Origin of the sequence: Gordonia sp. ABKF26 (assembly GCF_041103195.1) — a bacterium.
GTDB classification, from domain to species: domain Bacteria; phylum Actinomycetota; class Actinomycetes; order Mycobacteriales; family Mycobacteriaceae; genus Gordonia; species Gordonia terrae.
This window is the reverse complement of sequence record NZ_JBGCVZ010000003.1, coordinates 1,639,505-1,663,945: the sequence shown is the minus strand read 5'-3', so window position 1 is coordinate 1,663,945 and position 24,441 is coordinate 1,639,505. Positions and strand designations below refer to the sequence as shown.

Sequence of the window (24,441 nt, the reverse complement as noted above, 5' to 3'; positions counted from 1 at the left end):
GTGTCCGTGACCGAAGCCCCGACCACCACGGTCCAGGACCGCCTACTCGATGCGACGGAGAAGCTGCTCGCCGACAAGGGGATTCGCGCGACGACGATGCAGCAGGTGGCCGAGACGGCCGGGGTCTCGCGCGCGTGGCTTTATCGGCACTATCCCGACAAACCGTCCATGATCGGTGCCACCATCGTGCGCCTCACCGAGTCCTTCTGGCGGGACGCACGCGCCGAACTCGACGGGATCGACGACTTGGCGGGCCGGCTCACTGCCGGTGTGCGGATCGGCCGCGGCGCGTACGACGACCCCGGAACCCTGCTCATGCGGCTGCGCACCGACGAACCGACCGAGTTCGCCGAATGCGCCGGCGTGGGCGTCGTCAAGCTCGTCCCCGACCTCGCCGCGTTCTGGTTCCCGTTCGTCGAGCACGCCGCGCACCGGGGCGAGATCCATCCGGGACATGACCTGCGCGAGGTGTCCGAATGGGTTGCCCGCGTGCTGATCAGCCTGGGTACGTCGCCAGGTGAGACCGTCGACATCGACGACGCATCCCAGGTCCGACGACACCTCGAGGTCTTCATCCTCCCCGGGTTCCGCACCGATCCACGCCACTGACCGCGTCCGAGCCCTGGTCCTCCTCTGGTCTGGGTGACGCCAATCACCTAGACTGGTGTCCAGTCAACCGTCCGGCCGTCCCGGGCGGCCGAACGACGCCGTCGGAGGGCACCATGGATTTCGGGATCGTGCAGTTCACCAGTGATCGCGGATTGAAGCCGCACGTCCTCGCCCCACTCATCGAGGACGCGGGATTCGCTTCCTACTACGTTCCCGAACACGGGCACATCCCCACCAGGCGCGACGCGGCGCACCCGCGCACCGGTGACGAGACCCTGCCCGACGAGCGGTACATGCGCACGCTCGACCCGTGGACATCGCTGGCCGCCGCCGCCGCGGTCACCGAACGCATCCGTCTGGCCACGGCGGTCGCCCTTCCGGTGCAATCGGATCCGATCACGCTGGCCAAGACCATCGCGACCCTCGATCACCTCTCGAACGGACGGGTGACCCTCGGCGTCGGATTCGGCTGGAATCTCGACGAACTCGCGGACCACAACGTGCCGCCGAAGCGCCGGCGCACCATGCTGCGCGAGTACCTCGAGGCGATGTCGACGCTGTGGTCGGAGGAAGAAGCCGAATACGACGGCGAATTCGTGCAATTCGGTCCCAGCTGGGCGTGGCCCAAGTCGACCCAGGCGCACATCCCGGTCCAGGTGGGTGCGGCGGGCAACGAGAAGAACTTCAAGTGGATCGCGCGCAGCGCCGACGGCTGGATCACCACCCCGGGCGAGGAGGACATCGAGGGTTCGGTGTCGCTGCTCAAGCAGATCTGGGCCGACGCAGGTCGCACCGGCGATCCCGAGATCGTCGTCCTCGACTTCCGACCGGTTCCCGAGAAACTCGAGAAGTGGCGCGAGATCGGTGTCACGACAGTGCTGTACGGCCTGCCCGACGACTCGGTGGAGCGCGCGACCGGTTACCTCGCGAAACTCGCGGGAAAGTTGGGTATCGCTCCGGCAGTCGTGTAGAGGCCCGAATCCCTCTGCTAGCCTGGGTGCGTTCTGACACGGGGTGCTCCGCAACTGCGGGGCTGAGATGAGACCCGAGAACCTGTCCAGGTAATGCTGACGAAGGGATGTCATGTCTTTGCATGCGCACGCGCCGGATCCCGGCCGCTTCACCGACCACCTGTGGGAACAGACGACAGCTCTGCGAGCGTCGATCGACGATCTCGAATTCCTGCACCGCCTCGGAGACGGCACGCTGCCCCTCGAGGTGTTCCGCACCTACCTGGAGCAGGACTCGCTGTACCTGGCCGGGTACTCGAAAGCACTCGCGATCCTGGCGTCGAAGTCGCCCGACCCGCAGACCGCGGCATTCTGGGCGAACTCGTCGTCGACCGCGGCCACCGTCGAGGTCGCCCTGCACGGCGACCTGCTCGGGGGCGGCCAGTTGCCGCCGCGGCAGGGTGAGCCCGAGCCGTCGACCGCGTGCCTGGCCTATGTGTCCTACCTGATCGCCACCGCAGCGACCGAGTCGTACGCGGTCGGTGCCGCCGCGGCGCTGCCCTGCTTCTGGATCTACGCCGACGTCGGCCGGGGACTGGCGGCGAGCGCCGCCGAGGTCCTCGCCGCCGACCCGAAGCACCCGTATGCCCAGTGGGTGACCACCTACGACGCCCCGGAGTTCCAGGAATCCGCCGCCCGGGCAAGGGAACTGGTGGATGCGGCGGCGGCGTCGGCCGGCGCGCCGGAACGGGCTGCGATGTCCGCGGCGTTCACCATCGCCACCCGGTACGAGCTCATGTTCTGGGACACCGCGCTGAACCCCTACGCATGGCCCGCCGCATGACCGGCCGCGTGCGCCGCGTCCTGGCCTGCCTCGTTGCCACCGTCGCGGTGTTGTCGACGGCCACCGCGTGCGGGTCGGACACCGCCTCCGACAACACCATCCGGTTCGCGCTCGACTGGACCCCGAACACCAATCACACAGGCCTGTTCGTGGCGCAACAGCGCGGGTACTTCGCCGAGTCCGGCCTGGACGTCGAGATCCTGCCCTACAACAACACCTCCGTCGACACCGTCGTGGACGCGGGGAACGCCGAATTCGGGATCAGCACCCACAGTTCGTCCACCTTCTCTCGGGCATCGGGCGCGCACACGATCTCCGTGCTGGCACCACTACAGCGGTGGGCGACAGGTATCGGTGTCCGCGCCGACCGCGCCGACATCACGAGCCCGAAGGACCTCGACGGCAAGACCTATGCCGGGTTCGGTGACCCCGGTGAGGTGGAGACACTCAAGCGGGTGATCCGGAACGACGGCGGCACAGGTGAATTCACCTCGGTCACCCTCGGCACCTCCGCATACGAGGCCGTCTATTCCGGGAAGGCGGACTTCACCGTCTCGTATCTCGCCTGGGAGGGCATCGAGGCCGAGCACCACGGAACGCCGATGAGGTATTTCCACTACACGGACTTCGGTTTCCCGGAGGCCTACGCGATCGTCGTCGACGCCAACGAGGACTGGCTGAACGAGAACCCGGAGCGTGCGGGCCGGTTCGTACGGGCGCTGCAACGCGGCTACCAGGCTGCGGCCGACGACCCGGATGCCGCCGCCCGCGACCTCATCGCCGCCAATCCGGGCGCGTTCAACGACGAGAAGCTGGTCGTCGAGAGCCAGCGGATGCTCGCCGCCCAGTACATGAAAGACGCGAACGGCCGGGTGGGCGGGCAGACGCTCGAGCAGTGGGCCGGGAACTCCGGGTTCCTCTACCGCAGTGGGCTTCTCACGGGTCCGGACGGGTCCGCGCTCACAGCCGAGCCGGATTGGTCGACCTACTTCACCAATGATTACCTCGACGCGTCCCGCTAGCACCGGCCTCCGGCGGGCCGCGCCCGCGATCGTGGCGGTGGTGGTACTCGTCGCGGCCTGGCAGGTCTATGTCGACCTCAGCGGGGTCCGACCGCAACTGCTGCCGTCGCCGTCCCGGGTCGCGGGCCAAGGGTGGGCGCATCGGGACGAGATCGGGGTGCACGCCGGGGCGACGCTTCAGGTCACCCTGATCGGCTTCGCGGTGTCACTGGTCCTGGCATGGGTACTGGCGATCATCGTCGACTTCTCGCCCACCCTGCGGCGAGCCTTCGTGCCCCTGTTCGTCGCGTCGCAGACGTTGCCGATCATCGCGATCGCCCCGCTCATGATCATCTGGTTCGGCTTCGGCGTGCTACCGAAGGTGCTGGTCATCGCCCTTGTCACCTTCTTCCCGATGGCGATCGGGTTGATCGAGGGGTTCGCGGCCGCCGATCGCGAGGCCGGCGCACTCCTGCGGAGCATGGGCGCCACCCGCCGGCAGATCTTCCGCTACGTGCGCCTGCCGTCCGCGCTCCCCCGGTTCTTCACGGCGCTGCGGATCGGCATCACCTACGCGGTGGTCGGTGCCGTGTTCGCCGAGTACGTCGGCGCCAGCCAGGGGCTCGGCATCTACATGAGCCTCCAGAAGAACTCGTTCCGCACCGACCTCGTGCTCGCGGCCGTGCTGGTGACGGCCGTCATCAGCGTCGGGTTGTATCTGCTGACATTCGCGATCGAACGCGTCGTCGTGCCGTGGGCTCGTGCCGAGAAGACCGAGCCCTCATGACCGACGACGCTCGCCGGCTCGTCGTGGACCGGCTGACGAAATCCTTCCCCCCGAGCGGCCGCGAGCAACCTCCGCGTCACGTGCTCGACGCGGTCTCGTTCACGGCGGAGCCCGGCGAGTTCGTCTCCGTCATCGGACCGAGTGGCTGCGGCAAGAGCACCATCTTCAGCATGCTCGCCGGGCTCGACGTACCCGACTCCGGCAGCGTCACCGTCGGCGGCGACGCCGCGATCGCCGGACACTGCGCGTACATGCCGCAGAAGGATCTCCTGTTCCCCTGGCGCACGATCCTCGACAACACGATCCTCGGCCTGCAGGTACAGGGTGTGCCGGCAGCCGATGCCCGTCGCCGGGCGGCGGAGCTCTTCCCGACCTTCGGGTTGTCCGGGTTCGAGGACGCGCGCCCGTCTCAGCTGTCCGGGGGGATGCGACAGCGGGCCGCCCTGCTCCGCACGGTCGTGCAGAACCGCGATCTGCTGCTGCTCGACGAACCGTTCGGCGCCCTGGACTCGTTGACCCGGACGGAGATGCAGTCGTGGCTGCAGTCGGTATGGCAACGCTACCGGTGGACGGTGCTGATGATCACCCACGACATCCGTGAGGCCATCTACCTCTCCGACCGGGTCATCGTGTTGTCCGCCCGACCGGCGACCGTCGTCCGCCAAGCGCGCGTCGAGCTCCCGCGGCCGCGGGAACTCGCGGTCCTCACCTCACCGGAATTCGTTGCGCTCGAAGAGGATCTGCGAGCAGTGCTGCACGACGAGGCCCGGCGCGCCCTTGCCGAGCAGAGCGACTCGGGCTCGACGCTCGCGGAATGACCGCCCGCCGGGTCACCGGTCAGGGTGTCGGTGCGACCAGACGCTGACGGACATCCCGGAAGATCCCGTTCGCGACGCTCGTCCGGCTCACCGCGTCGGCCGCGAGGACGACGGCGGCCGAAGTCCAGCAACTCTTCTCGACCGGCCAGCGCTTGCCGTCGGCGAACACCAGCCCGGTCCAATACGATCCGTCCGGATCACGGAGGTGCTGGATCGAGGCGATGAGCTCGATGGCGTCGGCGGTGTCGCCGAGCGAGTCCAGAGCAAGGGCCAGCTCACAGGTCTCGGCACCGGTCACCCAGGGCCGATGGTCCACGCATCGGACACCCTTGCCGGGGACGACGAACTGTTCCCAGCGGCGAGCGATCAGTTCCTGACCTTCGCGGCCCCGCACGGCTCCGCCGAGGATCGGGTAGTACCAGTCCATCGAATGCTCCGACGGCGGGGTGAAGATCTGCCACTCCTCGCGCCCGACATCGGACCGGATGGCATCCCCGAGCAGGCTGTGTGCGGCTGTCCAGGTCTCGTCGGGCTGGTCCATCTCGCCCGCGATGCGTATCGCACAGTCCAGAGCCTGGAAGATGCTGGCGTTGCCGGTGATCAGGGCCTCGCCGAACATCGCTCCGGTGCGGTGGTCGCCACCCCAGCGAAACGCCCCGTCCTCCCGCTGGAAACGCAGGACACAGTCGATCGCCGACCAGACGACCGGCCACATCTTCTGCAGGAACGCGTCGTCACCGGTGATCAGGTAGTGGTGCCACACCCCGACCGCGATGTACGCGCAGAAGTTGCTGTCGGTCCCGGCGTCCTCGACCTTGCCGCAGACGGTACGGATCGGCCAGGACCCGTCGTCGCGCTGCTTACGTCGCGACCAGTCGTAGGCGGCCTCGGCCTCGGCGTGAAAACCCGTGACCGACAGCGCCATCGCCGATTCGATGTGATCCCACGGATCGGTCTGCCCGCCGGGGAACCAGGGCAGCGCCCCCGACTCCTCCTGCATGCCGACGATCGCGGCGCCGGTGGCGTGCATCTGCTCGGCCGTGACCACACCGGGGACCGCCGGAGCGGTCGTCATGCGACTCCCGTCCTGGAGGGCCTCGTCATGAAGACGCGGTGGCGGTCTCGGGCTTGCGCAGGTACAGGGCCACCGACTTGCCGATGAGCGGGTTGAGCACCTGCTCCCCGACGCGGGTCAGCCACGGCTTGCTCATCATGTCCCAGACGAGCAGCTGGTGATAACCCTTCACCAGGACGTTGTCCTTGTTCTCAACGCCCACAGCACATTTCAGCCACCAGTACGGTGCGTGCAGCGCGTGCGCGTGGTCGGTGCCGGTGACCTCGAGTCCGGCGCGCTGCAGCTTGCCCGCGAGTTCGGATGCCTTGTAGATGCGGACGTGCCCGCCCTCGACCTCGTGGTACTCGTCGGACAGGGCCCAGCACACCTTCTCCGGCCAGTAGCGCGGCACGGTGACCGCGGCGACTCCCCCCGGCTTCAGGACGCGCACCATCTCGGTGATCGCGCCTTCGTCGGTCGGGATGTGCTCGAGGATCTCGCTCATCAGGACCACATCGAAGCTGTTGTCCGAGTACGGAAGCCGGAGCGCGTCCCCAACCTCGGCGCGGGCCTTCGCCGATGCCGGCACGTGCCCCTCGGCCATCATCGCGTCGAACATCTCGCCGACGTCGGACATGTCGCTCTCGGACATGTCGAAGGCGATGACCTCGGCGCCGCGACGGAACATCTCGAACGAATGCCTACCCTGCCCCGCCCCGATGTCGATCGCCTTGGTGCCCGGTCCAACGCCAAGCCGGTCGAAATCAACTGTGAGCACTCGTCGTCCCTTCTGTTGCCCGCCGGTGTCCGGCGAGCACGGTTTCATAGTGAGCAGCCGTCTTCGCGGCCACCGCTGCCCAGCTGTAGTTCTCCTCGGCTCGACGACGGCCGCCGTCGCCGAGACGCCCACGCAGGTCCGCGTCGTCGAGCAGACGGCCGATCGCCTGCGCGAGGCGCCCGGAATCCCTCGGCGGCACCAACAGTGCGGCCTCTTCGGCGGTTCCGACGACCTCCGGGATCGCGCCCGCCCGGGTGGCGACCAGCGGTGTACCGCAACTCATCGCCTCGACCGCGGGTAGGGAGAAACCCTCGTAGAGCGAGGGCACACACGCGACCTCGGCCGAGGCGAGCAGGCCGGCGATCTCCTCGTCCTCGAGTCCGGACACCACCGAGACGCGATCGGCGATCGCCAGATCGTCGATCATCTTCGCGGACGGGCCGTTCGGGTCCAACTTGGACACCAGTACCAATTCGACGTCCCGCTCGGAGGACAGCTTCGCAACCGCCTCCAACAGGTACGACACACCCTTCAACGGCGCATCGGCACTGGCGACGCACACGATGCGACCGGGCACCCGGGTGGCAGCCGGTGTGAAGATCTCGGTGTCGACGCCCAACGGGATCGTCGTGATGCGACCCGACGGGATGTCGAACGCCTTGCGGATGTCGACCTCACTGCTCCGGGAAACGGTGAGCAGCTCGGGAATCCGCCGCGAGACCCGACCCTGCATACGCAGGAACGAATGCCACCGCCACGCGCTGATCTTCCGCCATCCCTTCGCCGCCTTCACCGCGAGCGTGCGGTCGCGCGTGATCGGGTGATGGATCGTCGCGATCAGCGGGAAGCCCGCCTTCTGGATGCCGAGCAATCCGTAACCGAGACACTGGTTGTCGTGGACGATGTCGAAGTCGTCGCGCCTCTCCTTGAGGAGCCTGGCCACTCGGAGGCTGAACGTCAGCGGTTCGCCGAAGCTCGCCGTCCACATCGAGCCCACCTCGAGAACGTCGATCCAGTCGCGGTATTCGCCCGGGCGAGGCGTGCGAAACGGATCCGGCTCGTCGTAGAGGCCCAGGCTCGGCACCTTGGTGACGGTGACGCCGGCGTCGATCGCGACCTGGTCGAGCTCGGGATAGGGCTGCCCCGAGAAGATCTCTACGCTGTGGCCGAGGAGGGCGAGTTCGCGGGACAGATGACGGACGTAGACGCCCTGTCCGCCGCAGTGGGGCTTGCTGCGGTAGGACAGCAGTGCGATCCGCATCACTGAGCTCCGGCGGTGGCAGCCGCCTCGAACTCGGCGACATTGACGAACTTCGCGCGGACCCGGCCGGCGGCCTTGCCCGCGGACTTCTCAGCGGCGTCGATCGCCTTCCACCCGGTGAGATCGATGCGGTTGGCGCCGCGATCGGCCACCAGGGCGGCGACGTCGTCCCGGGAGGTCGACGGATCGTCGAAGGCCGCGGCGACGAAGTCGGCGATGACGGCCTGCGCGGTCTCCTGGCCACAGATGCGGTTCATGCCGATACCCCCCGTTGCTCCGCGTTTGATCCAACCCGTCACATAGAGGCCCGGCATCACGTCACCACCGGCGGCGGTCTGGACGCGTCCCTCGGTGTTGGGGACGACGCCGTGTCCCTCGTCGAACGGCAGGTCGGTGACGGGCACGCCGCGGTAACCGATGGCCCGCAGGACCAGGCCGGTCTCGAGGTCGAAACGCTCCTCGGTGGGTGTCACCGCGACTCTCCCGGTCGCGTCGGAGTAGGCATTGCGCACGCAGGTAAGCGTAGCCACCTCGCCGTCCCCGGCGATCTCGACCGGAGAGGTGAGGAACCGGAACACGATGCGCTTGTTGCCCTCGGTCTGCGGGCGCTCGGCGAATTCGCGGGCGAGTCGGATCTTGGTGGCGATCGTCGAGTCGAGCGTGTCGTCGGACAGTGCCGCCTCGGTGGCCGGATCGAGGACCAGTTCGTCGGGATCGATGATCACATCCAGACCCTCGACGTCACCGAGGGCCAGGAACTCGCTGTTGGTGTACGCAGCTTGCGCGATGCCACGGCGACCCAGGAGGACGACCTCGGAGATGTTCGACTCCCGCAATGCCGCGAGCGCGTGATCGGCGATGTCGGTCTTGGCGAGCTCGTCGGGATCGGTGACCAGGATCCGCGCGACGTCGAGCGCGACGTTGCCGTTGCCGACGACGACCGCCCGGTCACCGGACAGATCGACGGCGAGGTCGGCGAAGTCGGGATGGCCGTTGTACCAGGCGACGAACTGCGTCGCGGCGACCGAGTTGGACAGGTCCTCACCCTCGATGCCCAGCCGTTTGTCGGTCGAGGCGCCCACCGCATAGATGACCGCGTGGTAGCGCGCCACGAGTTCGTCGTGGCTGATGTGCTTGCCGACCTCGACATTGAGGTAGTAGGAGAAGTTCTTCTTCGCCGCGACCGAGGCAAAGGTCTTCTCGACTCCCTTGGTGGCACTGTGGTCGGGTGCGACCCCGGCGCGCACGAGTCCGTAGGGCGTCGGCAGCCGGTCGAACATGTCGACCTTGATGCTCGGCTTGCGGACGAGCTCCTCCGCGGCGTAGAACGCCGCAGGTCCGGCACCGACGACGGCCACGTGCAGTTCCTTGTCGGGCAGCGGGGGCGCCTTGCGCGGCGGGACGAGCCCACCCTCGACGTCGTGGTCCTTGTAGTAGTCCGCGTTGATCTGAAGGTACGGCTCGTCGCGCTCCTCCAGCTGATCATCGGGGACGATCGCTTCCACCGGGCACTCGTCGATGCAGGCACCGCAGTCGATGCAGGTTTCCGGATCGATGTAGAGGGCCTCGGCCGTCAGGAACTCCGGCTCATCGGGCGTGGGGTGGATGCAGTTCACCGGACACACGCTCACGCAACTGGCATCGTTGCAACATGGGCGGGTAATCACATGCGCCATCTGCTGTTTCCTCGTAATCCGACACGTAGAACGTGTTCTATTTTTCCGGTTGGATGTATCTTAGCTGCAAAGATACCGGCGACCTATCGGAGGGACTCGAGTGAGCCAGGTTACGCCAGCAGTGTCCGGTGCATCACTCCCGGACCGCAAGCCTGGATCCCAGTTCTACGAGGTGGGTTATCGCATCCGCACCGGCGACGTCGATCAGGACATGCGGGTGCGGCTCGATGCCGTGGCCCGGTACCTCCAGGACGTCGCCAACGACAACCTCGAAGCCACCGAGTTCAGCGCGACGGACCCGTTCTGGATCGTCCGCCGCACCATCATCGATGTCATCGAGCCGCTGACCTGGCCGGGCGCGGTCACCGCGCAACGCTGGTGCGGGGCGCTGTCCACGCGCTGGACCAACATGCGCGTGCGCCTCACGGCAGAGCACGAGACGAACCGGTTCAACCCACGGCCCCGCCCCCCGGGGTTGATCGAGACCGAGGCGTTCTGGATCAACGTCAACGAGAAGGGCGTGCCGTCACGGCTGTCCGACGAGGCGTTCACGATGCTGTCGGCGATGACCGACGAGCACCGCCTCCGCTGGCGGTCGATGAATCCGGAGAAGGCCCCCGATCCGGCCGAGATCGACTTCCCGGACCGCGAACACGTCCTCCGGATCACCGACTTCGACCCGTTCAAGCACCTGAACAACGCCGCTTATCTCGAGGCGATCGAAGACGAACTCGTCGAACACCCCGACCTCGTCGACGGTCCGCACCGGTTCGTCATCGAATACCTGCGGCCCATCGTGCCGGGCACCCGGCTGATCCTGCGGCGGGTGCGCGAGGGCGACCGCCTGACCGTGTGGCTGCTGATGCCGGGCACCGGCGACGAACTCGTGGTCGCGGCCACCGTCGTCGTCGGGCCGATCCCGGAGTGAGTGGTTTCGACAAGCTCAACCAGCGGTACCCGGAGCTCAACCAGCGGTACCCGGAACTCAACGACCCGCTGGCCGAGCAGCGTCGACCGAGCGCAGCGAGGCCGCCGCGCCCGTCGAGGTCACCAGGTGCCACACGAGCCGGACACTGACACCGGCAGGCTCACTGACCGCCCTGCAGCAGCAGCTCCATCAGTTTGATCGGTGCCGCGCAGGGGTCGCCCGGAGGCGCACTGCGGGGTTCGACGAACCAGGTGAAGATGCCGCGGCTCGGCGCCCTCGCGGTCACCCCGCACACTCCCGGACGGTCGGGGCTGCGCTGGGTGAACGCCGACTGACTGGCGACCTTGATGTTCTCGGTCTCGAAACCCAGCTTTTTCGCGGTCTCTTTCTCGACGTTGACGTTGCCCCACTCGAACCAATTGAAGGTCACGCTCACCACGTCGGTCGTACCGGAGACCAGCCAGCGACAGATGGCGCCGCTGAACGACCGCTCGGCGAATCCGCCGCCGGCGACGACGTCGGCGATCATGGCGTCGGGCAACACATCGCATTCGAGCAGCAGGCGGTCGAACTGGTCGGTGTCGATGTCGCTGCTCCCGGACTGTCCCGCGGCCCCGAGCGGCACCGGCTCACCCTCGACCGTGCGTGCACACCCGGCGAGGGCGGCCACGCCCACCAGCACGGCCGCCAGCAGGACGAGGACCCGCTTCACGACGCACGCTCGATCGACATCGTCGCCAACTCGCGAGCGGCGTCGCAGATCTCCTCGATCGGTCGTGGGGTGGCGGCGTCCCCGCGGATCGACCACTCGAAGAAGTCCGCCCCGAAACCGATGCCGACCTCACAGATCTGACCTGACTGGGTGTAGCCGATGAACCCCTGGTGACCGTCGATCTCGAGTCTGTTGGTCACGTCGCGCGACAGCTTCACATTCGCTTCCTCACGGCCGATCGGCGAGCCGCGATACCAGTTGAACGACGCGACGGCCCCCGTCCGGGAACCGGTGGTGTCCCACTCGCACACCGAGGTGTTGTTGACGGTCTCGGTGAGCCCGGCGAACCCGGTGATCCGGACGACGTCCTCGAGGGATACGCCGCCACACTTGCCGAAGAACGGACCGGAACCGGCCTGGGCGGGCGCCTCGGGCGTGTTCGGCTTGTTCGGGTCGGCCGTCGGCTCGTCGCCGGAGCAGGCGCCGACGAGAAGTGCGACCGCGGCCAGCGCGGCGATGAGGAAGGTGCTGTCGCGCAGCCGGTCCAGTTGCCGCCGTTCACGTTTGGTGGGCCGCCCGGCCCCCCGGTCGCGCCGTGGCTGACTGGCGAGGATCTCCTTGGGTGGCGGTGGCGGCGACCGGTCGACGAAGCACTCGGCGGCCATCGGCGCGGACACCCGCTTGCTGATCGTCCTGGTGACCTCGACGATGCGCTCCCGCCCGGCGAGCCGAACCCGGATCTCGTCACCCGGCACCACCGGCTGCGCGGGCTTGGCCGTCACCCCGTTGACCCGGACGTGGCCGCCGCGGCAGGCGGCGCCCGCGGCCGACCGGGTCTTGGTCAGACGGATGGCCCAGATGTAGGCGTCGACACGGGTGGACATGTCAGCTGCCCAGCCGACTCGTCCCGAACGCGAGAACACGTCCGGCGCGAACGCCTCGACCCGGTTCAGCGACCACGACGCCGACTCCCTTCACCGCTCTCCTCGACCCGTTCACCGCGCGGTTCAGCGTCGGCGGACACTCATTGCGCACCACTCTAGCCGCGGACAAATCCTCGGTGCGGGATCGCAACGGACGCCACCGTCAGCGCTTGCGCGTGAGCAGATATGCGCCACCCCCGACGGCGAGGATGAGGAACAGGATCGCCAGAAGGGTCTGGTCGAGCAGCAGCAGGGTCACGAACACGGCGATGCCGGGCGAGACCGCGACGAGACTCATCGCCGGGTGTTGACGCACGACCTCCGACACCGCTCTGCTCTTGTCCCGATCGATCGCCATGAGGCCCTCCCTGGTCGGTTACCCGGCCCGGCCCGACAGCCGTCCCGGGGTCGTGTGCCCAGCGTAGTCGCGTCTTGCGACGGAGCAATTGCGCTGAAGCATGTCGCCCGGTTTCCGCCCCTGCGGCGCGAGCCGCGAAGGTTCTCCCGGATCAGGGAGCGGAATTGTGAGGTTCGTTCGGACCAGGAGCAGGGGTCTGCGGCCGATCAGGCTGCGGCCGATCCGGATTCACTGCCCGAGTCGGTGTCACCGGCGTCCACACCGTCATCGTCGGCGCTGTCGGCGTCTGCGTCTGCGTCGGCGTCGGCGTCGACCGCATCCACGCTGTCCTCATCGGTGTCGTGGGCGTTCGGGCTCTCGGATTCCGAAACGTCCGATCCGCCGCCATCCGATTCCCCGGAGCCGCTGTCGTCGGAGGGTTCCGGTGCCCGATGCCTGCCGACGTAGGAGTCCTCCGCCGAGCGGTGCTTGCCGACGTAGCTCTCGGCCTCCCCGGTCACGTCATCGGCCGTCACCTGCCCCGTCGACACATCGTCGAACGAGAGGGTCGTGGTCGCCGAGCTCGTCGACACCCCGGTGTCGATCGGGTCGGTCGCCGGCAGACCGAACGGCAACTCGTATTCCGGGATACGGATGACCGGGATGAGCTCACCGGTGTCGAGCTGCCCGAACTCGATGACCGGCAACCCGAGACGGTTCGGCCGCAGCTCACCGTTGACCTCGACCAGCGGGCGGAAGGTGACCTTCGAACCCAGCCAGTCGACCGTGATCGGACCGGTGAAACCGTAATCGCTCGTCAGCCGGAGGAAGTTGCCACTGAACAGGTCGTGATCACCCCCGATGCTCAGGCGGGCGAAGTCCTTCGACAGGGACATCCAGTCACTGTCGAAGTCGAGACCGGAGCCACTCAGGATGCCGGCGAGCAGACCCTCGAGAACCTCGGCGCCGAGGCCGCCGAGAACCCCGCCGGGATCGGCGATCAGTGCGGTTGGATCGGTGAGCGCGAACTGAAGTTCGCTGTTGGGTTGTTGCCAGCGGAAGTCGAAGGTGCCCAGCACATTTGCGCAGGCTCCGACGCCATCGGCGTAGGCGCCGGTGAGCCCGCCGTAGCAACCGACCCCCTGGACACCCGGGACGGTTCCGATCGTCTCCCCGAGGACCGTGACATCGAGCGGACCGGTGTTCCACGCATGCGCCATCCCGATCAGCGCGAACGATTTCGCGGTCCGCCCGTCGCTCGCGCCCGCGGTCGCGATGCTCAGAGGTAGATACGATGTAGCGCTTGCGTCGCCCCCGCGGTAGGCGAGAGCGAACTGGAAACCGTTCCCGGCGACCGTCGCCGAACCCTCGGTGGCGGGGCCGTCGGTCATCGTCTCCGGCAGGTCGACGCCGAGCCAGCGGATGATGTCCCCGAGAACCGAACCGGACAGCGTGTCGAAGACACCCTTCACCGGGTCGTAGACCGCGATCGGCACGACCTCGATGCGGTCGGGCAGGACGACGGCGAGTCCGATACCGCCGTACTCGGTGCTCGACTGCGAGCAGTCGGCTCCATCCCGGACGCCGCCGGACATGCAGCTCTGGATGCGCCACTGCTCCGCGATGTCGGCGAGCGCGCCGTTCCCGATCGTGGTCACCAGACTTCCGAGCGGGTTGGTCTTGTCGAAACCCTTCGACCAGTTCCGCAGATCGTCGATCTCGGACGGGATACCCGGGAGCAGCGCCGCGTCGGCCACTGCCGGTTCCGCCACCTGCCCCGCGCCGATCGCGGCGACGGTCGCCAACGCGGCCGCCCCCGCGATCGCGCGGTGCTGCCGCCGCTGTTTCCGGTTCTCGCGTCGAGCGACCTTGTCCGATCGCTGAATCTCGCTGCGCCCCACCCTGGTCATCCGCCCAACTCTCTTCTCCCCGACCTCCCGAGCTGAGTAAGTGAATCACCACGGTCGGCGAATCGGTAGCCGATCCGTGGAAACGGCACGAATCGGCCGTTCTGGTCAGACGTCCAGGACCGGACGTGAGACGAGTTCCTGGACAGGCGACCTCAGCTGAACGACGCCGCGATGTCGAATCCGGTTCGTGCGGCGGTGGTTCCGACGGAGGGCGGCGCCGCTGCCGACACCTACCAGCGGTCGCGGTCGAGGATCTGCCCCGACGCGCCGGCGTCGGCAGCACACCCGAACCCGACGATCCAGCGGGCCGGCCCGGTCTCGCCGGCGGCGATCTCGACCTTGCCCAGCATCATCGGCTCGGGAAGAGCGGCCAAGAAGTCCCCCAGCGCTGCCGAGGACAGCGTCCACACCTCGCCCCGGATCTCGCGACCGGCAGCCGGATCGCGGATCAGACCCGGCTTGGGCGGGGTCGTGTCCAGAGCCACGAGGCGGTAGGACGCGGTCGTGGTGACCTCACCGGCCCATCGGGCGCCGCGATCGCCGAGTTCGTGGGTCAGCGGCCCGCCCCGCATGTGCGCCCCGAAGACCGCGAGCTCGATCGCCTCGTCACCTTCCGCCCAGGACGGCGCCACCGAGTCGTCGCCGGAGAATCGGCGTGCCACGTCGACGAGCACGGCATCGGCATGTCCGCGGCCCAGGAACGTGATGCCGAACTGTGCTGTGCTGCCGCCCTCGTCGACGACGGTGCCGGCCGGCACGGCGAGTCCACACAGATCGAAGAGGTTGCAGAAGTTGGTGTACGTGCCCATCCGCGAGTTCACGCCCACCGGATCGGCGGCCACCTCGGCGAGTGTGGGGTGTGCCGGGGCGGTCGGCACCATCAGGACCGTGGCGTCGCCCCACTGCTGCATCGCCGTGGCGCGCAGGTCGGCGAGCCGACGACGAGCCCGTAACAGGTCGACGGCCGAGAACCTTTGCGCCGCACCGATGATCGCCGACACGGTCGGGTCGAGTCCGGCAACATCGGGGTCGGGGACCGAATCGAGGTAGTCCCCCACCGCGTCGTAGCGTTCGGCGACGAGCGCGTCGTCGTAGAGGAGCCGGGCGGCCTCGAGAAACGGTGACAGATCGATGGTCTTGACCATCAGACCCGCGGATTCGGCACGCAGCACGGCGTCGTCGAAGGCGGCCCGCCAGCGGTCGTCGAGGCCGGGCAGTTCGGTGGGCACGGCGATCACCGGGCGTTCCGGGGCGGCGTACGGGATCGACGGCGGGAAGGGCCGGGTGCCGGCGGCTTCGGCCATCACCGACATGGACCGGTCGGCCAGCGCCAGGTCGGCGGCGAAGACGGTGACGACGTCGTAACTCGCACAGGCGGGCACGACTCCGGCAGTGGAGACCACCCCGACGGTCGGCTTGATGCCGACGATGCCCTGCAGGCCGGCCGGCACCCGGCCCGACCCGGCGGTGTCGGTGCCGATCGCGATGTCGGCGAACCCGAGGGCGACGGCCATCGCCGAGCCGGAGCTCGATCCGCCCGAGATGCGGTCCGGTCGCCGCGAATCCCGCACCGCCCCATATGGGCTGCGGGTCCCCACCAAGCCGGTGGCGAACTGGTCGAGGTTGGTCTTGCCCACGACCACCGCTCCTGCCGCGCGCAAGGCGGCGACCGCTGGGGCGTCGACGTCGGGGGTGTAGGCGAACCCGGGGCACCCTGCGGTGGTCGGCACGCCTGCGACATCGACGTTGTCCTTGACGGCGAGGAGCGCGCCGGCGAGCGGACCGCCGGCGGCGACGGACCGCTCGTACTCGGCCGCGACCTCATCCTCGGATCGCAGCGTGATGAACACCTCCGGCCGGTCCGCCTCGGCGATCCGCGCATACAGCTCGTCGATCCTGCTCATGCCACCCGCTCCTTGTCGTCTGCGATCCCCGAGGCATCGGCGCGGCCCACTCCCGCCGCCTTCGCGGCGAATTCGCCCTGCATCGACCACCGTTCACGCTCTTCCGCACGAGCGGTCTCCATCGTGTTCCGCCGGATCGCGATGTCGGCGGCGTGCTCGTCGAGGAAGCTCTGGTGCGCGGCCAGCGAGAACTCGCCGTCGACGATCTTCGTGCTGTCCCCGCGCCCGGCGGCGACGTCGGCCCGCATGTCGAGGAGTTCCGCCGCACTCACCGGGTACCAGTGGATTCGGTCGAAGAACCGGAGGAGCCACGGATGTTCGGGATCGAACCCCGGTGCCGGCAACGGATGCCGGTGATTCCACACCTGCGTCGTCCGGCCGACGAACTGATAACCGCCCGGGCCTTCCATGCCGTAGATGCAGAGGTAGGCGCCGCCGATCCCCACCGCGTTCTCCGGCGTCCACGTGCGGGCCGGGTTGTACTTGGTGGTGACGAGACGATGCCGGGGGTCGAGTGGAACAGCCACCGGCGCACCGAGATAGACGTCACCCAGGCCGAGCACGAGGTAGCTCGCGTCGAAAACGGTGCGGTACACGTCGTCGACCGAATCCAGGCCGTTCATCCGTCGGATGAACTCGATGTTCCACGGGCACCACGGCGCATCCGATCGCACGCCCAGCATGTACCGTTCGATGGCCTCCCTGGTCGCGGGATCGTCCCACGACAAGGGCAGGTGCACGGTGCGGCTCGGCACCACGAGGTCCTCGGCGGCCGGCAACTGGCTCTCGCATTCGGTCAGCCACTCCAGCATCTGCGCCTGCGACCACACGTCCGGGTCGGCCTTCACCTGCAGCGAACGGATACCCGGTGTGAGATCGATGAGCCCGCGCGGCTTCTCGGCGGCGATCCGCTCGGCCAGCGCATGCACCCGGGCGCGCAGGGCCAGGTCGAGGTGCATCTCGCCGTACTCGACGAGCACATTGTCGTCACCGGACCGCCGGTATGTCACCGAGGTCGCTCCATCGGCTGTCGTGGTGGATCCGAGGATTCCGTTGTCGGTGTCCCCACCCGACGACAGGACGTCGACGAAGCAGGCCCGCCGACCCAGCCCGAGTTCGGTGGGCGAGGCCGCCCGGTCGCCGCGTACCGCGATGAACCGGATCGTGTCCCCCGGCTTCAGCTGGCCGAGCTTCCACCGTTGCGCGGTCGTCACCGTCACCGGGCACACGAATCCGCCGAGACTCGGCCCGTCCGGACCGAGCAGGATGGGTGTGTCGCCGGTGAAGTCGAGCGCACCGACGGAGTACGCGGTGTCGTGGATGTTCGAGGGGTGCAGGCCGGCCTCGCCACCGTCGTCGCGTGCCCACCGGGGTCGGGGGCCGATCAATCGGATGCCGGTCCGGTCGGAGTTGAAGTGCACCTCGTAGTCGGTGGCGAACAGGTCGGCGATGTCCTCCTCGGTGAAGAACTCCGGTGCGCCGTGGGGTCCCACGGTCACCGCCAGTTGCCAGGAGTTGGTGAAGGCAGGTTGCTCGTCACCGAGGATTCGACGCGGCGCGCCGACCGGCCCGTCCAGCAGCTCCAGACGGTCGTCGGCGGCCAGCGCCCGGCCGTCGAGTCCGCCGAACCGTCCCATGGTGAAAGTCGACCGGCTCCCGAGATGATCCGCCGCGTCGAGCCCACCCGACACCGCGAGATATGCCCGCATACCCAGGGCGCCGATCGAACCGATGTCGAGGACGTCACCCTCCTCGACCGTGAGCGGAACCCACTGCGGCACAGGAGTTCCGTTCACCGTCACGGCCACCGGCGCACCGGTGACCGCGACGACCGCGGACCGGTCGAACCGAAGGGCGGGACCCATGAGGGTGATCTCCAGACCGGCGGCGGTCTCCGGGTTGCCGACGGCGAGGTTGGCGAGCCGGAAGGACAGGTCGTCCATCGGACCGGACGGCGGTACGCCGACCTTCCAGTACCCGACCCGGCCGGGCCAGTCCTGGATGGTGGTGAGCGGACCGGACCGGAGAACGGTCACGGCACCCGGGGTGGTGGCAGTCATGATGATGAATTCCTCGTCGGGCTCGGTCGGCGCCCGGGGGCGCGGCGGAAAGAGATTCTCAGAACGGCCGGGTGACGATGACGCGCACCGCGGTGGGGTCGAACCCGTTGCAGGGGTTGTTGATCTGCGGACAGTTCGAGATGAGCACCAGGGTGTCGACCTCGGCCCGCAGCGCCAGTCGCTTACCGGGTGCGGACAACCCGTCGACGATGCCGAGCGAGCCGTCGGGGTCGACGGGCACGTTCATGAAGAAGTTCACGTTCCCGACGAGGTCGGCCTTGCCCAGTCCGTGGCGGCTGCCCTCGATGAGGAAGTTCTCCACGCATGCGTGCTGATGCTTGGTGTGGTGGCCGTACCGCAGCGTGTTCGACTCCTGCGAGCACGCGCCGCCGAGGGTGTCGTGGTTGCCGACCTCGTCGGCGACGATCGTCATCAGCGGTGCGGAGTCGTGATCGCGGATGACGCTGCCGGTGGTCAGGAAGATGTTGCCCTGCGCGGTGATCGTCGCCTGGGCCGAATACCGCCGCGTGGTGTCGTCGGCGGCGTAGAACAGCGTGTCGACGGCCTGATTGCCGTGCAGGTCGACGATGGTGAGCACGTCGCCGGCGGCGACGACACCCGACCACGGTGCCCGCTCGCCCACCTGCGCGTCGTCGACGGCGGTGCCGGGGACGAGGGCGAGTCCGGCGGCGGATTCCGTCGCGACATCGGGGATGACTGCGGAGTGTGTCTCGGTCACGATGGGTGGTCCTCTCTACTGGACGGCTCGGTGATGAGCCGCGGCCCAGACGTCTTCGGAGTTGGCGACGGCCCGCTGGTACTCGGGGTCGGTTCCGGCGACCTCGGCCAGCAGGGTGTCGAGATCGTTCTGCGCCTGCCACGCCAGTACTTCCAGCGAGGTGGTGCCGAAATCGGGCGACGGATCCAGGGGGTGAGCAGTGTTGGCGATCGCCACCGTGCACGGCAGATGCAGGATCAGATCCACGGTCCGGCCGGGCCCGGCGCTCCCGGTCGAACGCAGCGCCCCGTCGGCGTCGACGGTGACGCCGTGGAAGAACGACAACGACGGGGCGACGTCGGTCGGTGTCAGACCGTGTTTCGCCGCGGCGAGCGTGAACAGTTCACGACCGGCGGGACTCATCGAATACACCTCGCCCGCGCCGTATTTCGCCGCATTCCCGGCGAGGGTGGACGTGCCGCACAGCGCGTCGTGATGGCCGGAGTCGTCGGCGACGACGGTGGCCAGCACCCGGCCCTGGTCACTGAGCAGCGGATGGCCCGCGCCCAGGTAGGCCTGCCACGGGACCTTGACGGTGTCGGCGACGTTGAGACGTTCCCACGGGGCGTCGGCGCGCCACAGCAGCAAGTGTGCGCACGCCGCCCCGGCGACGTCGGCGAACCGCAGGCGGGTCCCCCGAGCCAACACCTTGCTGGTGTAGCGACCGCCGGGAACCGTCTCCGCCCAGGTCAACGAGGCCGCCGGCACGTCGTCGGGCGGGGCGGGCCAGTTCGACGCGGGCACCACCGGCATGCTGTCGGTGATCGCGCCGGCCTGCGCGCGGGCGTGTTCGCGTGCACCGGTGGTGGTGCCGGTACCCGCCGCGGTGATCGTGCTCATTCGGAACTCCTTGTCGTGGTGATTGTGTGCGGGCGCGCTCAGGCGGACGGATCGGTGTTCACCGGCCGGGGGTGTTCCTTGCCGCGGGGATAGCAGGCGATCCCGACGAGGACCGTCGCCACGATGCAGATGGGACCTGCCCACCGCAGGATCGGCATCTCACCCGCCGGGTCGAAGACCTCGGCCCGCGGCCATGCCAGGTTGATCACCATCAGGGCGCCGTAGAGCACCGCGAGGGCGTTCACCACGATCCCGAAACGACCCAGGCTGAACAGCTTTCGGCCACCGGCATCGACGGTCGGGTTGCCCCGGCCGCCACGATGCGGCCAGCCCTGGAACCGTCGGTAGAGCATCGGACCGGTGACCGCGAGATAGGCCAGGTAGATCAGGATGATGCACACGCTGGCGAGGGTCGCGAAGATCGCGGAGTTGCCGACGTTCACGAGCAGGATGCCGATGCAGAGCACACCGATCAGGATCGAGGGCAGGATCGGGGTCCCGGTGCGGCTGTTGACATGTGACAGTTGCGCGGAGAACGGGAGTCGGCCGTCGCGGGCCATCGAGAACATCAGACGCGAGCAGGCGGTCTGGATGGCGAGGGTGCAGATCAAGATGGCCACCGCCACGTCGGCGAGCAGGACCTTGCCCCAGAAGCTGCCGAGTACCGAATCGAGAACGTACGGCAGACCGCCGGTTGCGAGTTGCTCGTCGAGGGTGGGCGCCGCCATGAGGGTGCCGAGCAGCATCAGTCCGCCGCCGATGGCCGACACGGTCAGCGCCATCCGGATCGTACGAGGTGCGACGCGGCGCGGGTCGCGGGTCTCCTCGGCCAGCTCACCCGCCGACCCGAAACCGACCATGACGTAGGCGGCCATCAGACCGGACACGATGAACGCCCAGATGTAGCCGGGCTGCTGACCGGGAACGCCGGTGTCGAAGACGACGTCGGGGCCGCGCTGGGCGTGGGTGAACAGTGCCAGGATCACCGCGACGACACCGACGAGTTCGCAGACGACGCCGATGCTGTTGACCCGGCTCATCCACCGGACGCCGACACAGTTGATCGCGGTCACGACCACGAGCAGGACCGAGCCGAGCAACACCGCGTTCGCCGCACCGCTGGTGGTGGTCAGAGTCGGGTCGTCGCCGATGATCTGGAAGCCGATCCAGATCGACGGCAGGACGACCTGCAGGGCGATGGCGGCCGCGGCGGCGGTGACCACCTGCGCGATCATCATGAACCAGCCGCCGAACCAGCCGACGACCTCGCCCCCCATCCGGCGGGACCACTGGTAGATCGCGCCCGAGATCGGGTACCGCGCAGCGATTTCGGCGAAGCACAGGGCGACCAGGAACTGGCCGGCGTAGACGATCGGCCAGGTCCAGAAGAAGGCCGGACCGCCGAAACCGAACCCGAGGCCGAACAGCTGGAAGATGGTGGTCAGGATCGAGACGAAGGAGAACCCGGCGGCGAAGGACGCGAACTTGCCGAGCGAGCGATGGAGTTGCTGGTCGTATCCGAGCGCCGAGAGGTCGTGTGCGTCGGCGTCTCCGGCGGGCGAGGAGGGCGTCGTCGCGGGAGCCACTTCGGGGGTGGAGGTCATGCGCGGTCTTCCTTTCGGAGAAGAAGCTCCACGTTGAGCAACGGTGTGAGTCAGGCACTGTTTCCTGTCACCTGATAGATAAGCCCGCTCGGATTTCTATCGATTGACAGGATTGTTCCGGTCGTGAAAACTCCGGTTACGTCCCCGTTACGCGCCTGGGGTTACCCCGACCTGCGGGTTCGTGTGCGGCAGAAGAGCGCAATCCGTCGGCTAGGGTCGGGAAATCGCACCGACCCCATGAAGGAGACGAGCATGCCGACCGGCTCGAGCGCGGCCCCGACTCCGATCGGTCGCGGGCGTCCGCGCCTGGTGCCGGCACGGCGACGCGGGCAGACCGCACGCGAGGAGATCCTCGACGCCGCCGCCGAATTGTTCACCCGTCATGGGTACACCGGGACATCGACGCGGATGATCGCCGAGGCGGTGGGCATCCGGCAGGCGTCGATGTACCACTACTTCGCCACCAAGGACGACATCCTGGCGACGCTGCTGGAGACGACCGTCGTCGCCTCACTCGAACGCGCACGGGAACTCCTCGACGGCGACGAGCCCGCGCTGACCCGGCTGCTGGAACTCGCACGTTTCGACGTCGACCAGCTGGCGCAATCGCGCTGGAACCTCGGGGCGCTGTATCTTCTGCCCGAGGTCGCCGACCAGCGCTTCGCCGAATTCCGTTCGGATCGACAGGAATTGGCCCACTCCTACGCGGCGCTGGCCGCCGCTGCGCTCGGCGATGACACCGACCAGCGCACACTGCTTCCCTTCCGGCTGGTGGAGTCGGTCATCATGATGCGTGCCGACGAGCAGCGCGGCGAACTCGGCGAGCACACCGCCGCCGGACTCGCCGCCACCGTGGTCGGCGCCATCCAGATGCTCCTCGAGCACCGGAGCGGGTCGAGTTCGTAGCCGCGGAACCGCAGCGGCACAACAGATATACCCAAGATGATCCAAGACTGGAGCATGCCCCGACACACCCTGGTTCGGGTCGCCAGTGGAGCTGGTGAACCGGGCTCGCGTCGTCGACCGTGCGCCCATCTCCGTCGACTCTGCGCCCCGCTCACGTCGCCCCTTCTCGGAATACCCGACCGGGTGGGACGAGACCCCCTTCAGCAGGACGTACCAGGTCGACGCCGATGGCCGGCCCTTGATGAGCAGATCGTCCGGCCACCGACAGCGCGAACCACCCGCAGGGCCGGTCCCGGCGTTCCACTGCGCGCCGAAACCGGCACCGCAGATCCACCACTCGTGCGCCCGAATCTGTAACGAGTGAGGCTGGAATTGACGGCAGTCAACAATGGAAGCACAGTCGACGAAATATGCTGCACAGTAGATGATTTCGCGAAAATCGGTTGTGGAATTTCCTCGAAATCGAACGAACGTTCCCGTACAGTGGAGACATGCCAGAGCTCGCCACTCTCCTCGACCACCTCATCGAGACCACCCCACCCACCGACGACCCCACCGGCGCAGCAGCATTCGACGCACTGAACACACTTCGACTCATACGCAATATCGCCGACCACCAGATCGTGACTCACACAGCACAACTCGACGACCTTCGCGTCGCGCAGAAAGTCGGCAGCACCACCAAGAATCTGTTGATCGAGTCTGGCCATGCACCGGCCGCCGCCCACCGCACCATGAGGAGTGTCGACGCCCTACCCGAACTTCCAGCGCTCGCTCGTCACGCCGCCGACGGACGACTGACCGGCGAGATCGTCGACGCCATCATCCGCGGCATGAACGAGCTCGAGAAACGATGCGGCGACGCCCTTTCCGACGACAAGAGCACGTATGAATTGGAACTCCTCACTCACGCGTTGTCCGGTGCGACACCCACCGAAGTGCTCAAGCACGCCCGCACCATCGGCAACACCCTCACCGACGCCGACGACACCGGCATCCCCACCGCCGACGACTCGTCCTTGAACTCGGTCAGCGCCCACACCACCGACGACGGACGCATCGACATCCGCGCCGACCTCACACAAGTCGTCGGCGAGAAGTTCCTGGCCATGATCGACGAACGATCCTGCCCACGCCCCGAACCCGACGGCGCCCAGGATCGACGCACCGCGGAACAACGCCGCGCCGACGCCTTCGAGCTGATCCTCGACCAAGCAGCACTCGGAGCCACCCTCGACACCGTTGGTTCCCCACGGACACAACTCATGCTCACAATCCCCGCCACCGGCGCCGACCCAGCCACCCTGCCCTGGACCGGATCCGTCAGCCATGCAACAGCGAAACAGCTGTCATGTGACGGGTCGCTGACCGAAATCGTCCTCGATACTGAAGGCGTACCGCTACAGATGGGACACACCCACCGCCTGTTCCCACCACACCTACGACGAGCGATGATCGTGCGAGACCAGTGCTGCATCAAATGCGGTGCACCCCCATCGCATACCCAGGTGCATCACATCGAGCACTGGGCCGACGGCGGACCCACCGACCTCGACAACGGCTGCCTGCTCTGCCAACGCTGTCACACCCAAGTCCACCACCACGGGTGGGACATCGTCATCGGCTACGACCGCCATCCATGGCTCATCCCACCCGCCTCGATCGACCCACACCGCAAACCCCTACCCGCCTACAACCGGCGCACCATGCGACTCGACAACGCCGCCTGACCGCAACACACCTATAGCGCAGCACCTTCCG

Annotated in this window: 22 protein-coding genes and 1 riboswitch; of the genes, 9 read left to right on the top strand and 13 right to left on the bottom strand. The window is 67.8% G+C overall.

Translation table 11 applies throughout. The annotated features are described in order from the left end of the window. The 6 genes from AB4Z55_RS08020 to AB4Z55_RS07995 all read left to right on the top strand — a co-directional run bounded on the left by AB4Z55_RS08020 (position 1) and on the right by AB4Z55_RS07995 (position 5,009). Positions 1-609: a TetR/AcrR family transcriptional regulator gene (locus AB4Z55_RS08020; protein WP_101822352.1), complete on the top strand. Its 609-nt coding sequence runs from the start codon at positions 1-3 to the stop codon at positions 607-609. Between the two features lie 113 nt (positions 610-722). Beyond that, on the top strand, positions 723-1,580 hold the full coding sequence (locus AB4Z55_RS08015) for an LLM class F420-dependent oxidoreductase (protein ID WP_064571002.1): 858 nt from the start codon (positions 723-725) through the stop codon (positions 1,578-1,580). A gap of 29 nt (positions 1,581-1,609) precedes the next feature. Next, positions 1,610-1,705, top strand: a riboswitch (TPP riboswitch). Continuing rightward, positions 1,693-2,403, top strand: a complete 711-nt coding sequence (locus tag AB4Z55_RS08010) for a TenA family protein (protein WP_064571003.1) — start codon at positions 1,693-1,695, stop codon at positions 2,401-2,403. (Overlaps the previous riboswitch by 13 nt.) After that, positions 2,400-3,425, top strand: a complete 1,026-nt coding sequence (locus AB4Z55_RS08005; RefSeq protein ID WP_180819480.1) for an ABC transporter substrate-binding protein — start codon at positions 2,400-2,402, stop codon at positions 3,423-3,425. Before AB4Z55_RS08010 ends, AB4Z55_RS08005 begins: the two co-directional genes overlap by 4 nt. Then, positions 3,400-4,191 carry an ABC transporter permease gene (locus tag AB4Z55_RS08000; RefSeq protein WP_369519511.1) on the top strand — a complete coding sequence of 264 codons (792 nt, stop codon included), beginning with the start codon at positions 3,400-3,402 and terminating at the stop codon, positions 4,189-4,191. The genes AB4Z55_RS08005 and AB4Z55_RS08000 overlap by 26 nt, the downstream gene beginning before the upstream one ends. Further along, positions 4,188-5,009 (top strand): ABC transporter ATP-binding protein, encoded by an 822-nt coding sequence (locus tag AB4Z55_RS07995; protein WP_369519510.1) that lies wholly within the window; start codon positions 4,188-4,190, stop codon positions 5,007-5,009. Before AB4Z55_RS08000 ends, AB4Z55_RS07995 begins: the two co-directional genes overlap by 4 nt. Before the next feature lie 19 nt (positions 5,010-5,028). Here the strand turns inward: AB4Z55_RS07995 and AB4Z55_RS07990 are convergent, their stop codons facing one another. Genes AB4Z55_RS07990 through AB4Z55_RS07975 form a run of 4 tightly spaced genes read right to left on the bottom strand, consistent with a single transcriptional unit; the run spans position 5,029 to position 9,778 of the window. Next, a complete protein-coding gene (locus tag AB4Z55_RS07990) occupies positions 5,029-6,084 on the bottom strand; it encodes a prenyltransferase (RefSeq protein ID WP_101822331.1) in 1,056 nt (351 codons plus the stop codon). A 25-nt stretch (positions 6,085-6,109) separates the two neighbouring features. Continuing rightward, positions 6,110-6,841 (bottom strand): class I SAM-dependent methyltransferase, encoded by a 732-nt coding sequence (locus AB4Z55_RS07985; RefSeq protein WP_004022598.1) that lies wholly within the window; start codon positions 6,839-6,841, stop codon positions 6,110-6,112. Next, positions 6,828-8,102 (bottom strand): glycosyltransferase family 4 protein, encoded by a 1,275-nt coding sequence (locus tag AB4Z55_RS07980; protein ID WP_369519509.1) that lies wholly within the window; start codon positions 8,100-8,102, stop codon positions 6,828-6,830. Before AB4Z55_RS07980 ends, AB4Z55_RS07985 begins: the two co-directional genes overlap by 14 nt. Further along, positions 8,102-9,778: an FAD-dependent oxidoreductase gene (locus AB4Z55_RS07975; RefSeq protein WP_369519508.1), complete on the bottom strand. Its 1,677-nt coding sequence runs from the start codon at positions 9,776-9,778 to the stop codon at positions 8,102-8,104. The genes AB4Z55_RS07980 and AB4Z55_RS07975 overlap by 1 nt, the downstream gene beginning before the upstream one ends. 100 nt (positions 9,779-9,878) lie before the next feature. On the opposite strand from AB4Z55_RS07975, the gene AB4Z55_RS07970 reads away from it, so the two are divergent. After that, positions 9,879-10,706, top strand: a complete 828-nt coding sequence (locus AB4Z55_RS07970; RefSeq protein WP_369519507.1) for an acyl-[acyl-carrier-protein] thioesterase — start codon at positions 9,879-9,881, stop codon at positions 10,704-10,706. 160 nt (positions 10,707-10,866) lie between these two features. Here AB4Z55_RS07970 and AB4Z55_RS07965 read toward each other — a convergent pair whose 3' ends face one another. The 9 genes from AB4Z55_RS07965 to AB4Z55_RS07925 form a co-directional block, all read right to left on the bottom strand. Next, positions 10,867-11,418: a DUF3558 domain-containing protein gene (locus AB4Z55_RS07965; RefSeq protein WP_239399748.1), complete on the bottom strand. Its 552-nt coding sequence runs from the start codon at positions 11,416-11,418 to the stop codon at positions 10,867-10,869. Next, a complete protein-coding gene (locus AB4Z55_RS07960; protein WP_101822354.1) occupies positions 11,415-12,302 on the bottom strand; it encodes a DUF3558 family protein in 888 nt (295 codons plus the stop codon). The genes AB4Z55_RS07965 and AB4Z55_RS07960 overlap by 4 nt, the downstream gene beginning before the upstream one ends. 202 nt (positions 12,303-12,504) lie before the next feature. Further along, on the bottom strand, positions 12,505-12,699 hold the full coding sequence (locus AB4Z55_RS07955; protein ID WP_004022592.1) for a hypothetical protein: 195 nt from the start codon (positions 12,697-12,699) through the stop codon (positions 12,505-12,507). 206 nt (positions 12,700-12,905) lie between these two features. Then, positions 12,906-14,588: a hypothetical protein gene (locus AB4Z55_RS07950; protein ID WP_369519506.1), complete on the bottom strand. Its 1,683-nt coding sequence runs from the start codon at positions 14,586-14,588 to the stop codon at positions 12,906-12,908. Between the two features lie 230 nt (positions 14,589-14,818). Next, complete coding sequence (gene atzF, locus AB4Z55_RS07945) at positions 14,819-16,492, bottom strand: allophanate hydrolase (protein ID WP_369519505.1); 1,674 nt, start codon at positions 16,490-16,492, stop codon at positions 14,819-14,821. Next, positions 16,489-18,552: a 5-oxoprolinase/urea amidolyase family protein gene (locus AB4Z55_RS07940; RefSeq protein ID WP_369519504.1), complete on the bottom strand. Its 2,064-nt coding sequence runs from the start codon at positions 18,550-18,552 to the stop codon at positions 16,489-16,491. The genes atzF and AB4Z55_RS07940 overlap by 4 nt, the downstream gene beginning before the upstream one ends. Positions 18,553-18,610: 58 nt before the next feature. Next, entirely contained in the window at positions 18,611-19,291 is a 681-nt protein-coding gene (locus AB4Z55_RS07935; RefSeq protein ID WP_369519503.1) for an urea amidolyase associated protein UAAP2, read from the bottom strand. A 15-nt stretch (positions 19,292-19,306) separates the two neighbouring features. After that, positions 19,307-20,170, bottom strand: coding sequence for an urea amidolyase associated protein UAAP1 (locus AB4Z55_RS07930; RefSeq protein ID WP_369519502.1), 864 nt, complete (start codon positions 20,168-20,170; stop codon positions 19,307-19,309). A gap of 38 nt (positions 20,171-20,208) precedes the next feature. Continuing rightward, a complete protein-coding gene (locus tag AB4Z55_RS07925; protein ID WP_369519501.1) occupies positions 20,209-21,774 on the bottom strand; it encodes an amino acid permease in 1,566 nt (521 codons plus the stop codon). 252 nt (positions 21,775-22,026) lie between these two features. Here AB4Z55_RS07925 and AB4Z55_RS07920 point away from each other — a divergent pair, with 252 nt between their 5' ends. Then, entirely contained in the window at positions 22,027-22,680 is a 654-nt protein-coding gene (locus tag AB4Z55_RS07920) for a TetR/AcrR family transcriptional regulator (RefSeq protein ID WP_004022483.1), read from the top strand. Between the two features lie 491 nt (positions 22,681-23,171). Next, positions 23,172-24,410 carry a DUF222 domain-containing protein gene (locus AB4Z55_RS07915; RefSeq protein ID WP_369519500.1) on the top strand — a complete coding sequence of 413 codons (1,239 nt, stop codon included), beginning with the start codon at positions 23,172-23,174 and terminating at the stop codon, positions 24,408-24,410. The last annotated feature ends 31 nt before the right edge of the window (positions 24,411-24,441 follow it).